The sequence below is a fragment of the uncultured Winogradskyella sp. genome (assembly GCF_937958655.1).
Lineage (GTDB): Bacteria > Bacteroidota > Bacteroidia > Flavobacteriales > Flavobacteriaceae > Winogradskyella.
Genome location: NZ_CALGNH010000055.1, coordinates 34,402 through 45,257 on the forward strand (window position 1 = coordinate 34,402; position 10,856 = coordinate 45,257).

Annotated in this window: 21 protein-coding genes; all 21 read left to right on the plus strand. The window is 32.3% G+C overall.

What is annotated here, in order from left to right; translation table 11 throughout:
• The first annotated feature begins 3 nt into the window (after positions 1–3).
• Positions 4–546 carry an NUMOD4 domain-containing protein gene (locus Q0800_RS10685; protein ID WP_299129402.1) on the plus strand — a complete coding sequence of 181 codons (543 nt, stop codon included), beginning with the start codon at positions 4–6 and terminating at the stop codon, positions 544–546.
• Positions 539–847, plus strand: a complete 309-nt coding sequence (locus tag Q0800_RS10690; RefSeq protein WP_299129403.1) for a hypothetical protein — start codon at positions 539–541, stop codon at positions 845–847. The genes Q0800_RS10685 and Q0800_RS10690 overlap by 8 nt, the downstream gene beginning before the upstream one ends.
• Positions 844–1,305: a hypothetical protein gene (locus tag Q0800_RS10695; protein ID WP_299129404.1), complete on the plus strand. Its 462-nt coding sequence runs from the start codon at positions 844–846 to the stop codon at positions 1,303–1,305. The genes Q0800_RS10690 and Q0800_RS10695 overlap by 4 nt, the downstream gene beginning before the upstream one ends.
• 78 nt (positions 1,306–1,383) lie before the next feature.
• Complete coding sequence (locus Q0800_RS10700; protein WP_299129405.1) at positions 1,384–1,770, plus strand: YopX family protein; 387 nt, start codon at positions 1,384–1,386, stop codon at positions 1,768–1,770.
• Positions 1,757–2,143 carry a hypothetical protein gene (locus Q0800_RS10705; protein ID WP_299129406.1) on the plus strand — a complete coding sequence of 129 codons (387 nt, stop codon included), beginning with the start codon at positions 1,757–1,759 and terminating at the stop codon, positions 2,141–2,143. The genes Q0800_RS10700 and Q0800_RS10705 overlap by 14 nt, the downstream gene beginning before the upstream one ends.
• Positions 2,144–2,395 carry a hypothetical protein gene (locus Q0800_RS10710; protein ID WP_299129407.1) on the plus strand — a complete coding sequence of 84 codons (252 nt, stop codon included), beginning with the start codon at positions 2,144–2,146 and terminating at the stop codon, positions 2,393–2,395. It begins immediately after the preceding gene.
• Entirely contained in the window at positions 2,392–2,745 is a 354-nt protein-coding gene (locus tag Q0800_RS10715) for a helix-turn-helix domain-containing protein (RefSeq protein WP_299129408.1), read from the plus strand. Before Q0800_RS10710 ends, Q0800_RS10715 begins: the two co-directional genes overlap by 4 nt.
• Positions 2,735–2,890, plus strand: coding sequence for a hypothetical protein (locus tag Q0800_RS10720; protein WP_299129409.1), 156 nt, complete (start codon positions 2,735–2,737; stop codon positions 2,888–2,890). The genes Q0800_RS10715 and Q0800_RS10720 overlap by 11 nt, the downstream gene beginning before the upstream one ends.
• Positions 2,890–5,511 carry a DNA methyltransferase gene (locus Q0800_RS10725; RefSeq protein ID WP_299129428.1) on the plus strand — a complete coding sequence of 874 codons (2,622 nt, stop codon included), beginning with the start codon at positions 2,890–2,892 and terminating at the stop codon, positions 5,509–5,511. The genes Q0800_RS10720 and Q0800_RS10725 overlap by 1 nt, the downstream gene beginning before the upstream one ends.
• A 1-nt stretch (position 5,512) precedes the next feature.
• Positions 5,513–5,653, plus strand: coding sequence for a hypothetical protein (locus tag Q0800_RS10730; RefSeq protein WP_299129429.1), 141 nt, complete (start codon positions 5,513–5,515; stop codon positions 5,651–5,653).
• Positions 5,650–6,129, plus strand: coding sequence for a hypothetical protein (locus Q0800_RS10735; RefSeq protein WP_299129430.1), 480 nt, complete (start codon positions 5,650–5,652; stop codon positions 6,127–6,129). The genes Q0800_RS10730 and Q0800_RS10735 overlap by 4 nt, the downstream gene beginning before the upstream one ends.
• Positions 6,126–6,854: a hypothetical protein gene (locus Q0800_RS10740; protein WP_299129431.1), complete on the plus strand. Its 729-nt coding sequence runs from the start codon at positions 6,126–6,128 to the stop codon at positions 6,852–6,854. The genes Q0800_RS10735 and Q0800_RS10740 overlap by 4 nt, the downstream gene beginning before the upstream one ends.
• Positions 6,851–7,612, plus strand: a complete 762-nt coding sequence (locus Q0800_RS10745; protein WP_299129432.1) for an AAA family ATPase — start codon at positions 6,851–6,853, stop codon at positions 7,610–7,612. The genes Q0800_RS10740 and Q0800_RS10745 overlap by 4 nt, the downstream gene beginning before the upstream one ends.
• A gap of 141 nt (positions 7,613–7,753) precedes the next feature.
• Positions 7,754–8,146: a hypothetical protein gene (locus Q0800_RS10750; protein ID WP_299129434.1), complete on the plus strand. Its 393-nt coding sequence runs from the start codon at positions 7,754–7,756 to the stop codon at positions 8,144–8,146.
• Positions 8,146–8,472, plus strand: a complete 327-nt coding sequence (locus Q0800_RS10755) for a hypothetical protein (protein WP_299129436.1) — start codon at positions 8,146–8,148, stop codon at positions 8,470–8,472. The genes Q0800_RS10750 and Q0800_RS10755 overlap by 1 nt, the downstream gene beginning before the upstream one ends.
• A 170-nt stretch (positions 8,473–8,642) precedes the next feature.
• Positions 8,643–9,023 carry a hypothetical protein gene (locus tag Q0800_RS10760; RefSeq protein ID WP_299129438.1) on the plus strand — a complete coding sequence of 127 codons (381 nt, stop codon included), beginning with the start codon at positions 8,643–8,645 and terminating at the stop codon, positions 9,021–9,023.
• Between the two features lie 80 nt (positions 9,024–9,103).
• The gene (locus Q0800_RS10765; protein WP_299129440.1) at positions 9,104–9,346 is read left to right on the plus strand and encodes a hypothetical protein; all 243 of its coding nucleotides are present in this window, start codon (positions 9,104–9,106) and stop codon (positions 9,344–9,346) included.
• A gap of 221 nt (positions 9,347–9,567) precedes the next feature.
• Positions 9,568–9,711 carry a hypothetical protein gene (locus tag Q0800_RS10770; RefSeq protein WP_299129442.1) on the plus strand — a complete coding sequence of 48 codons (144 nt, stop codon included), beginning with the start codon at positions 9,568–9,570 and terminating at the stop codon, positions 9,709–9,711.
• A gap of 183 nt (positions 9,712–9,894) precedes the next feature.
• Positions 9,895–10,119 (plus strand): hypothetical protein, encoded by a 225-nt coding sequence (locus Q0800_RS10775; RefSeq protein WP_299129444.1) that lies wholly within the window; start codon positions 9,895–9,897, stop codon positions 10,117–10,119.
• Positions 10,120–10,221: 102 nt separating this feature from the next.
• Complete coding sequence (locus Q0800_RS10780) at positions 10,222–10,350, plus strand: hypothetical protein (protein WP_299129446.1); 129 nt, start codon at positions 10,222–10,224, stop codon at positions 10,348–10,350.
• 230 nt (positions 10,351–10,580) lie between these two features.
• Positions 10,581–10,856, plus strand: a 276-nt coding sequence (locus tag Q0800_RS10785; protein ID WP_299129448.1) for a hypothetical protein, incomplete at its 3' end; no start/stop codon positions are given.

Genomic DNA, 10,856 nt, shown 5'->3' on the forward strand with positions numbered 1-10,856 from the left:
GTTATGCTTAAACTAAATAAACATAAAGTGAAAGAGTTTTGGAAAAACATACCAAATCACGAAGGTTATGAGGCTAGTAACTTAGGTAGAATAAGAAGTAAAAAAAGATATGTTAAAAATGGTGATGATTCTTACAGATTAATTAATGATAAAATATTAAAGCCATACATGGGTAATAAAAATTTATACACTTCTGTATCTATTAGATGTAATGGCTTAAGGAAAACAAAAAGAGTACATCAGTTAATTGCTATTACATTTTTAAAAAAAGAGAATATAGACGATGTTATAAATCACAAAAATTTTGATAGAACTGATAATAGGCTTTGCAATTTAGAATACATAAGCACAAGAAAAAACACAAATAAAAAGCATTTAAAAAGCTCCAGTAAATATGTAGGTGTTTGTTTTATGAAAGACAAAAATAAATGGGCTTCATATATAACACACTTAAAGAGAAATATTCATTTAGGATTTTATGAAACAGAAATTAAAGCTTTTGATGCTAGAAAAAAATATATGATTAAAAATAATTTATATGTCTAATACCTACCAAACCTCTACAGGCGAGCGCGTAACACAAAGCCAAATAGAAATCAGAATGCGTGTAGCAAAAGAAAATGTAATACAAGCCCAATTAGATGAGTATTCTTATAATTTCTGTGTAGAGTGTGGTAAAAACGGTAACGGAACCAGGCTAGACATGAGCCACAACATCAGCATAAAATCCGCTAAAGAACAAGGTAAAACTGAATTATGCTGGGATGAAGAAAATATAAAGGTACGCTGTAGAAGCTGCCATGAGAAATTAGATAAACTCATTTTACAATTCAATAACAGATCATGAAACAAATAATTTACATCTTATTATTTCCAATAGCATTATTGGCACAAGAAAGCAATAACATAAGTGTGGTACAATCACCAGGTTCTTATAACGATGGTTTTAGTATAGGCTTACAGTACGAATACCAAAACAACACCGTATATGTTGGTGGTGAAATTTACCACTTTCCGAAGCTGAACAATTTAGATTATTCACATCTCATAACTAGAATAGGACTTAACACAAAAGCATTAAGAGTATTTAGGCTATATGCTGGTCCTAGAATAGGTGCAATTTATAGAGAAAGCAGAATACATGCCTTATTAGGCTTAGAAGCTGGATTAGATATTAACATCACCAAAAACATCTTTATAGGTGCATCGTATGCCAGTGATATGAAAACCGATAGTAAGTTATGGGGAAATGAAGATTACCATACAGTTAATAGTGGACTTGTAAGACTTGGATTTAAATTTTAAAGCCATGAGCAAAAAAAGAGACATAACACAGTCTGTAATCCTGTTAGTGATACTTGCAATACTTAATATCATTTTGAAATGAATAGAGAACTAAAATTTAAGGCTTGGGATAGCTATAAAAAAGAAATGATTGACCTAATCAGTTTTGATACTATCTGTATAAATCCAGATTTAGACTTTGCAAATTATGAAGTGTTACAATTCACAGGCTTTAAAGACAGCCAAGGAAAAGACATCTACGAAGGTGACATTTTAAGCGATGAAGTAATGACAGACGAAGGCTTAAAAATGAGCTTACAACAAGTCTTTTTGGATGATAATAAAGGATGTTGGATGTTAGACTTTAGCCACTCACAAAACAAATCAGCTTCAGATATGCTCTACAGCCAATTATTGGCTTACGATTATAAAATCATTGGGAACATTTACGAAAACTCAAAATTAATTAGCCATGACAAAATGTAGCACAGAAGCCTTTTTAAAAGGTATCAACAATGGCACGTTCAACAGCCAAAAATCAAAGATATACGCTTACATAAAACGCAACCCAAATCATACCATTGAAGATATAAAGTTCTTCTCTACAGGTATGCGAGAAAGCTCAATAACTGCAAGAGTATCAGATTTGTTAGATATGGGTGTTATAAAGATTACAGGACAATTTGAAAGCAAAGTATCAAAGGTTTCAAAATTAGTAATCGTAACCGACCCAAAAGAGATTGAGCAACTAGCAAAGGACCGTAACAGGTCCAAAAAAAACCACGCTATAAAACGTCTTTTAAAAGAGGACATCAGCGACGAAACCAGAGATGTATTATTAACAGAATTAAGCGCATAGATGCCAACGATTATAGGGAAAATAGGCAGAACCATAGCCAGCGAAAACAAAAACAGAATTTTTAGCAAGGTAGAGATTATAGACTACCAAAAGCATAGGTCTTTTGTAGAGTTTAGAGGTGATTTAAAGCTAATGGTAGATAGTATAGAACCAGGTAACAACATTAAAGCCGAAGTCTATATACATGGCAAGTTATCCGCTTCTGGCCATCCTTATAACAATATCATTGCAACATCAATAGAGAAGTTATGACACCATTAGAGACCATATACAAAACAGTTACAGACTTCTACGGAAAAGAAGAAAGTTTTATTGTAAAGAAAGACATGAATAGAGAAAGAACTTACATACGTCAGTTATTTCACTATATCTCAAAATCATTAAATGGGTATCTAATTTCATTAAGTGAAATAGGCGCATTCAATAACAATGACCCTTTTAATCATGCTACAGTGCTTTATTCTGTAAAAAGGATTCAAGGGCTTATAGAAGTCGATAAATACGTAAGAAGTGAGGTTTTGAACATTTTAAAAAAACTACCATCAGACCGAAAAACAGAACACGTCATTAAAAAAATTGAAAGGTTAGAAAATGGCAGATAGGTATCACGACATCATAAAAGATGAAATCATGTACTGGTTTGATGTATTGCAAAATAACAGCCTTAATAACATTTCTGAAATAACAGGAATACACAAAGACAAAGTGAGAAAAGTATTAGATAATAAATTAAAAATGTCAGCTTAATGGATTACATAGAGTTCTTAGAAAACAAAATCATAATAGCAGAGAATTACGGCTTTGAAATCTCAACCGATGTTCTACCAGAAATCATGCTACCACACCAAAAAGACATTACTAAATGGGCTATTGAAGGTGGACGTAGAGCTGTGTTCGCTTCATTTGGATTAGGTAAAACCGTAATGCAGTTAGCTATAGCACAACAGATCATCAAAAAAACCAATAAACCATTCTTAATTGGTTTACCACTTGGTGTTATTGGTGAATTTAAAAGAGATAACGAACTCTTAGGTTCAGAGGTTGAAATACAGTATATCACAGATAGTGATAGTATGGAGCTTCAGAAGGTTGAAAAAGCAATCATAAACTGTGGTAACACAATACCAGAATTAGAAGGTAGATATATTGATACTTTAGAAAAACAAGATGCTATTGATTTTGAATTTCAACCTAAAATATACCTTACAAACTACGAGCGCATCCGTAAAGGAGATATCGATGCTAGTAAGTTCGGAGGTGTATCTTTTGATGAAGCATCAGTTTTAAGAAATCTAAAGACCGAAACCACTAACTATGTTTTAGAGCATTTCGGAAAAGTACCGTATCGTTTTGTATTTACAGCCACACCTACACCTAATAACTACATAGAGATTTTAAACTATGCTCAGTTTCTTGGTGTTATAGATAGAGGTCATGCCCTTACACAATTCTTTAAACGAGATCCTAAGAAAGCTGGAAACTTAAAAATCAACGACACTCAGAAAGATGAATTTTGGAAATGGGTTAGCAGTTGGGCGGTTTTTATTAATAAACCTTCAGATTTAGGCTATAGCGATGAAGGCTATGACCTACCTAAAATGCATATCCATGAAATTGAAGTAGAAAACTTAACAGGTAAACCAATTGTAAATAAAGATGGTGACCTAGTAATGTTCAAGGACGTAACAAAGAGCCTTAACGATACATCTAGAGAGAAATCTGAAACCGTAGAACTTAGAGTTAATAAAGCCTTTGAAATCATAGAAAATGAATTTCCAAACTCTAATGTTATTCTATGGCATCATAGAGAAGCCGAACGCATGGCCATCGAAAAAAGATGTCCTGATGATGTAGTTTTAAAATCTGTTTATGGTAGTCAATCCAATGACCTAAAAGAAAAGCTACTAATAGATTATTCAGAAGGTCGATATCAAATACTATCTACAAAACCACAGATTGCAGGTAGTGGCTGTAATTTTCAGCACCATTGTAATCGTGCCATATTTGTAGGTATCGATTATAAGTTCAATGACTTTATTCAAGCTGTACATCGCATATACAGATTTAAGCAATTTAAGGAAGTGCATATCTACATCATTCACACCCAAAACGAGCGCGAGGTCCTTAAGGAACTCAAGGCAAAATGGAAACGCCATATAGAATTGCAGACCGAAATGATCAACTTGGTACGCAAGTATGGTCTTAATAATAACACACTAAGTAGCGACATGAAACGAAAACTGTTTAAAGACACTATAATGCATACCGTAGGTAATGCCACGGTTTATAATGGTGATTGCACGATTGAAATCGATAAAATTGAAGATAACTCTACTGGATTAATGGTCACCTCTATTCCGTTTGGCAATCATTATGAGTATTCTAACAACTATAACGACTTTGGGCATAATCCAAATAATGAAGGATTCTTTCAGCAAATGGATTATCTAGTACCTAAGTTATTGGATAAGTTAATGCCAGGTCGAATCTGTGCCGTGCATGTAAAAGACAGGATCCGTTATGGTTATCAAAAAGGTATAAGCTACACAACTATAGACGATTTTAGTGGCGAAACTGTGCGTTCATTTACTAAGAACGGCTTTCATCTTATAGGTAAAATTACGGTACCGACAGACGTTGTTCAAGAAAATAACCAGACGTATAGACTTACTTGGGGAGAATTGGTAAAAGATTCAACAAAAATGGGATGTGGATTACCTGAGTATATTCTACTCTTTAGAAAGTCGCCAAGCGATGATAAAAACGCTTATGCAGATTTACCAGTGAATAAATCTAAAAGAGAATACACTTTAGCACGTTGGCAATTAGATGCGCATGCTATTTGGCAAAGTAACGGTAATCGATTTTTAACCTTAGAGCAAGCTGAAATTTTAGACCCTAAAACGATATACGCATGGTGGAAAGAATACTGCCGTGTGGTGCCTTATGATTATCAATTACACTTGGATGCATGTGAAACTTTAGATAAAGCAGGGAAACTCTCTAAAAAAATGATGAGCCTTATGAACCGTCCTAATGGACCAGATGTAATGAACGATGTTAATCGATTAAAAACACTCAATGCTAATCAAAAAAACCGAAAGAAAGAAAAGCATATCTGTCCGCTTCAATTGGATATCATAGAACGCTTGATATTTGAGTACAGTAAAGAAGGTGAATTGGTTGGTGATCCGTTTGGTGGATTATTCAGTACAGCATATATGGCCTTAAAAATGAAACGTAAGGCATGGTCTGTAGAGTTGAATCCAGATTATTATGATGATGGGCTTTTTTATCTTAAATCCATAGAAGCCGAACTTTCGGCACCCACCTTATTCGATTTACAACCAATAACTAAAACAGCATAACATGACAGATTTTGAAAAATTAGTAAAAGCAATGCGTACAGCGCAAAAGGAATTTAAAAAAAGTAAGAGCGCAGCGTCTAGGGAAAAGAGCGGACGTTTAGAACGCCAAGTAGATGCAGAACTTGAAAAATTGAAAGGATGAAAAAGAAAAAATGTTTTGTTCTAATTATATCAGAACGATTCCCAAAAACTCACCCTAGAGCTGGCGAGGAAACTAAGTTTTATAAAAAAATATTACAGCTTTTAAAAAAGCATACGATTAGGATGAACTATGAACTTTGGAAAAATCGTGTAGAGTTAATTAATAAAGGTGAAGCTTATTTATCTATAAGAACTTGGTCTGGAAAGCCATACAGAAGCCCTCAAGTTGAGTTAATCGATTTTCATAATGTAGGACTTCAAAAGTTAGAAGCCAACATCATGGGATGGTTTATTGATGACTATGATAGCGAGATCACTACAAAAGAATTATCTGAAAACGATGGACTGAGTTTAGATGATTTTAAAAGTTGGTTTAAAAAGATACCTCAAGAACCCATGGCGTTAATCCACTTTACGGATTTTAGATATCCAAACTCAAAAAACGAAAGTGTTTCATTTAAAATTCTAAGTGAATGAGTAGTAAAAGATTTATAAAACAAATCATTCCTCTTAAAGTTTGGCGTAAGCTAGATTCAAGCTTGCGTGAAGCTTGGTATTACATGTGGATGACTTGTGATGAAGCTGGTGTGTTTTATATAGATGAGGATTTGTATGAGTTTAACAATAAAACTGAATTTCCATTAAATCAACTAAAATCAGAACTAAATGATTGGTTAGAGTTTACTGATGAAAAAATATTAATAAAAGCATTTATTCAAGTGAATTTTGGTGAAAAATTAAATCCAGAATACAATCCACATAAACCTCTTTTTAGGGCAATTAAAAAAAATAACCTAAAGCTTCATTTAAGCTTGAACCAAGCTTCATTTAAGCTTGTAGATGAAGAAGAAGATGTAGATGAAAGTGTAGATGAAGATGAAGATATAGAAAAAGCCAAAATCAAAAAAATTGAGGTTAAGGATCCTGTTGTACTTGTACCAGAATTAAAAATGCCTTTTGCTTCAAAAGAATTTAAGGATCAATGGGATTTATGGAAAGTCTTTAGAAAAAATAAAGACAAGTTTATATTCTTGAATATTGATTCTGAAAACCGAAAACTAAAAGAACTTCAAAATTTATCTAACAACAATGAGAAAACCGCAATAGCTATAATTCAACAAAGCATAGATAATGGTTGGAAAGGATTATTTGAGTTAAAATTCAAATCAAAAGGTAAAAAAAAATTCGTAAGTAACCGATGAGAGAAAATAGAGTACATAAGGTAGGAAACATCCTCGATAGGGAATTTGGCAACATCGAAAAACCAAAGGGCGCTAATCAGAATTCTAAACAAGTAAAGTCAAAGCCAATTCAGAAAAAGGTATTTAAGATTACAAAGGCATATATCTGGAAACTTTTTAAGCAATTCTACCAATCCGAAAACGGAAAGTTATTTATTGAAACTGAAGACTCCTTAAAAAACATTGAGCCCATCATCAAATATTTTGTGCATGATGAAAGCTTTTTTGATTGTGAAAATCTCGTAAAATTATTTAATAAACCATCTTTCGATAAAGGATTGCTTGTTATTGGGCCTTATGGTAACGGTAAGACCACGATAATGAAAACCGTATCAAAACTGTTTAAGCATTATCAATTACCGATGCGGTTTAATACGGTCAATGCTCACGACCTAGTTACAGAATGGGAATGCATAGCTAACCAAGGCGATAAATCACTATTCTATGAACGCTATACCTGCAAGGTTTTATTGATAGATGATGCTAAAAAAGAACGCAAAGCATCTAATTACGGCATCAGTGATGTTGTAGGTGAATTGCTTCAAAAGCGATATGATCAAAAATTATTAACACACATCACCTGCAATCCGGTAGATGGTGATGAAGAACGATGCATTGAAAATGCCTTAAACGAATTTAATCGATACGGTGGACACATGCACGATAGATTGTTCGAGATGTTTAATATCATTGAATTTAAAGGTAAAAGTTTTAGATAATGAGCTATTTACCATAAATGACATTCACAACAAGCATCGGACGAACCTATACTAAAGTAATTAAAAAAAAACTTGACTTGTATTAGGTATATACCTATATCTGTAGAATAATGATTTAATAACCATTTAAAAATAAATATCATGAACTTTCAAGTAACAGAAACATTTAGCAACGGAACTTATAACGAATTAGGAACTTTCAAAACTGAAACAGAAGCAAGAAACTTTTTTGCTGAACAATTAAAAGAAGATGGTTTTCAGCCAACAGATATGAAAAGTTGGGATTTAGAGTTGAATAAATTAAATCTTGACGAAGATGGTGATATAGAAGGTATTGAAAATATCGAAAGTCAAACACTTTATAATGAAGGAACAATTGATAGAAAAAACTACAAAGGTGAAAGTGCTATCAATTACGGATTTGAAAGTGTTTGGAATGCAGAAAAAAAAGAATTAGAATACACTTTCTATTTTCAAGGCGAAAAAGAAGAAGGAACTGTTTTAGAATCTGAACTTAAAAACTGGTATTTCTAATGGATTATAAAGAAATCAAAAAAGAACTTAGCTTAACCGATGCGGACATATCCGAGTTCTTTGATTATAAAAACGCAAACAGCTTTGCCACGTCCAGCGCAAAGAATAGGATTGAAAAAGGTTTAGCAACTTTTTACACGCACTCAAAAAAAGCGTGGGAAGAAAAAATGAAAGGCTTAAAATTATTTATTTGGAAAGATGTACTAGCTAACTATACAAGTGGAATTGCAAATGCAATAGTTGAGCAATGGTTTTTAAAAAGCGTTGGCGAAAAAATATTATTACGTGATGATATACACGAACCTTCAATTTTAGCACAAGTCTAAGCACTTGCAGGTATCGTTAAAATATAAGAATAGTAGTGTTTGACATACAAAAATGATAGACAAGATACTTTGACTATCACAAAAAAGAAATAATGATAGACTAAAACACTGCCTTAGCTATTATTTCACGTTCTAAGCATATGAATTGTAGCCTTTGAAATCACTAAATTATGAATTTAGAAATAGTAAAAAAAGCATTATTAGAAATAGATGATAGTATTGATTTATTGTCTACTTGGTTTCAAGTAAATAAAAATCTAAAACTTAAAATTGATAATGGTGAAGAAAGTGATTGGGACTCTCCAGAAGATATAGAAATAGAAAGTTTTTTATTTGTAGCTACTTTTTATGATGGCGAATATTCTTTTGCAATTGATAAAATTGACATTAATAATAACCAAATAAATATATGGGGATTAGAAGGTGATAGTAAATTGTTTTCAAGTTTTCAAGAAACTATTGAAGAAGAAAATAATTTAGAATTACTAAAGCTAATAGCTTTACGTTACGAAAAATTAGAGCAATTATCTTACGCAAAGCCACAAGAGTGAGCGCCTATTTTTTATTTTTTATTGCAGGTAATGTTAAAATGTATGGTTAGTGCTTGAATTAATTACTAAAATTAGAAATAATGAATAAAGAAATAACAGACTTAATAGAAAAACTTACAAAAGACAAAGCATCTAATAGTAAGTTGACAAACATAGACGATTACAAAGCTGGTTTAAAAGCAATGGCTAAAGCATTAACTATACATAGTGTTGTTGTGCCGAAGGGTACGTTTGCTTGCCAAGAAGAATTAAAAGGTAAGCAAAAATGCGATAGACAATGTAGTAGAATAGATTGTCATTACTTAAACCAAGAAGCAAGCTGATGCACTACAACGGGCAGCGTGTATGGTTTGTGGATGCGCAGCAGACACGTAGAAACCGATTGAGCTGTGCATCTATAAACTTTACACTTTGTTAGGTTGTAGTTGACCAGCGATTTAGAAAATAATTAAATAAATAATCTATAACCTAGTCGATGCATAGCCATACGCTGCCCGTTAGGTAGAATAGAGTGTAACAATAGAAATTTTAAAAATTTGTAAATATGACATTTCCTTTAGAATTATTAAACGACCAAGCAGAATTACTTAGAGATGAAATGATGTATGCAGAAGGTGAAGAACTTATTGAGAATAAACAACGACTTTTAGAAGTAAACCAAGCGATTAAACTGCTTGAAAATTTTTAATGTTTCGTTACACGTCCCTCGATGGGCTATTCTACCTAACGTTTAAATATAAGAATAGTAGCGTATAAATAGACCATTTGCCCGACGTTGGGAATATGGTTAGTAAATAAAAACAGAAGTAATAGTTAAACACTGCCTAGCTATTATTTTTATATAGTGTTGGCAGTAGTTAATTTTAAAGCAATGAGCAATTTAGCAAGACAAATAATTTTAGATGAATTAATTGAAAACTCTCACGTTGAAAAAGTAGAAGATGTAATTTTCTGGGCATTAGAAAAATATTACAAAGATAAAAATACAAATGGTTCTTTAGTAGCTTATTCTATTGTGCAAAGAATAAAAGACGCAGAAAATGGTGATAATGACGGATTCTTAAACCCTGTAACTGTAAAAGAAGTATTCTCTTAATTACTGCCAACGGTTAGCATAAGAATAGTTGCGTATTTAGAACAGAATTTAGTAAATAAACCAAAAAAATAAAAGGATGAGCCTTAACAAAAACTTTAAAAAATGAAAATAGGAACATATAAAGACAAACCAGTAAAAGTACACGATAGCGGATTTAACTTTATTATCGAATTTGAAAACGGTGCAACTATAACAACCACAGACGTTTCGGAAGTGCAATTTGATGAATAGGCTTATTGTACATAACGATCTACGCATATGAATTGTAGCCCTTGTAATCACTAATCTTTGAATTAAGCACCTACCTTTTTTCTTTTATTTTTTTGAGCGGTGGCAAATGCCTGATAAGGCAAGTATTTACAAAATAATTAAAATATTTTGCTTTTTTATTTGGTAGTTACAAAATAAGTCATATATTTGTAGTGTAATAATTAATCAATAACAATTTAAAAATAGAAATTATGACAACTACAGATTTAAACACAAAAGCAAACGAGGTTTTAAACAACATCTCAAAAGGTAAAATGAAAAGAGTTTATGTAACCGTAGAACACTTTCCTTTCTTTGAAAATTTTGGACACGGTTCAAAAGTTGGAAATTTTATTTACGGTGGTTCAAATGATAACGGTCAGCAAGCTTGGTTAAACCAATCTATCGAAGCTGTTTTAAGTGAAAGAGAAATGCAAGTGTATAGCTTACAAAATGAAAGCGATGCTTTGATAGCTGAAAAACTTGAA

Excerpts from the sequence above, each read along its gene's own strand:
- Q0800_RS10700 (WP_299129405.1), top strand. The coding sequence starts at position 1,384 with ATGAATAGAGAACTAAAATTTAAGGCTTGGGATAGCTATAAAAAAGAA.
- Q0800_RS10705 (WP_299129406.1), top strand. The coding sequence starts at position 1,757 with ATGACAAAATGTAGCACAGAAGCCTTTTTAAAAGGTATCAACAATGGC.
- Q0800_RS10740 (WP_299129431.1), top strand. The coding sequence starts at position 6,126 with ATGAGTAGTAAAAGATTTATAAAACAAATCATTCCTCTTAAAGTTTGG.
- Q0800_RS10770 (WP_299129442.1), top strand. The coding sequence starts at position 9,568 with ATGACATTTCCTTTAGAATTATTAAACGACCAAGCAGAATTACTTAGA.
- Q0800_RS10775 (WP_299129444.1), top strand. The coding sequence starts at position 9,895 with ATGAGCAATTTAGCAAGACAAATAATTTTAGATGAATTAATTGAAAAC.
- Q0800_RS10690 (WP_299129403.1), top strand. The coding sequence starts at position 539 with ATGTCTAATACCTACCAAACCTCTACAGGCGAGCGCGTAACACAAAGC.
- Q0800_RS10715 (WP_299129408.1), top strand. The coding sequence starts at position 2,392 with ATGACACCATTAGAGACCATATACAAAACAGTTACAGACTTCTACGGA.
- Q0800_RS10750 (WP_299129434.1), top strand. The coding sequence starts at position 7,754 with ATGAACTTTCAAGTAACAGAAACATTTAGCAACGGAACTTATAACGAA.
- Q0800_RS10780 (WP_299129446.1), top strand. The coding sequence starts at position 10,222 with ATGAAAATAGGAACATATAAAGACAAACCAGTAAAAGTACACGATAGC.
- Q0800_RS10730 (WP_299129429.1), top strand. The coding sequence starts at position 5,513 with ATGACAGATTTTGAAAAATTAGTAAAAGCAATGCGTACAGCGCAAAAG.
- Q0800_RS10755 (WP_299129436.1), top strand. The coding sequence starts at position 8,146 with ATGGATTATAAAGAAATCAAAAAAGAACTTAGCTTAACCGATGCGGAC.
- Q0800_RS10745 (WP_299129432.1), top strand. The coding sequence starts at position 6,851 with ATGAGAGAAAATAGAGTACATAAGGTAGGAAACATCCTCGATAGGGAA.
- Q0800_RS10725 (WP_299129428.1), top strand. The coding sequence starts at position 2,890 with ATGGATTACATAGAGTTCTTAGAAAACAAAATCATAATAGCAGAGAAT.
- Q0800_RS10760 (WP_299129438.1), top strand. The coding sequence starts at position 8,643 with ATGAATTTAGAAATAGTAAAAAAAGCATTATTAGAAATAGATGATAGT.
- Q0800_RS10765 (WP_299129440.1), top strand. The coding sequence starts at position 9,104 with ATGAATAAAGAAATAACAGACTTAATAGAAAAACTTACAAAAGACAAA.
- Q0800_RS10720 (WP_299129409.1), top strand. The coding sequence starts at position 2,735 with ATGGCAGATAGGTATCACGACATCATAAAAGATGAAATCATGTACTGG.
- Q0800_RS10685 (WP_299129402.1), top strand. The coding sequence starts at position 4 with ATGCTTAAACTAAATAAACATAAAGTGAAAGAGTTTTGGAAAAACATA.
- Q0800_RS10735 (WP_299129430.1), top strand. The coding sequence starts at position 5,650 with ATGAAAAAGAAAAAATGTTTTGTTCTAATTATATCAGAACGATTCCCA.
- Q0800_RS10710 (WP_299129407.1), top strand. The coding sequence starts at position 2,144 with ATGCCAACGATTATAGGGAAAATAGGCAGAACCATAGCCAGCGAAAAC.
- Q0800_RS10695 (WP_299129404.1), top strand. The coding sequence starts at position 844 with ATGAAACAAATAATTTACATCTTATTATTTCCAATAGCATTATTGGCA.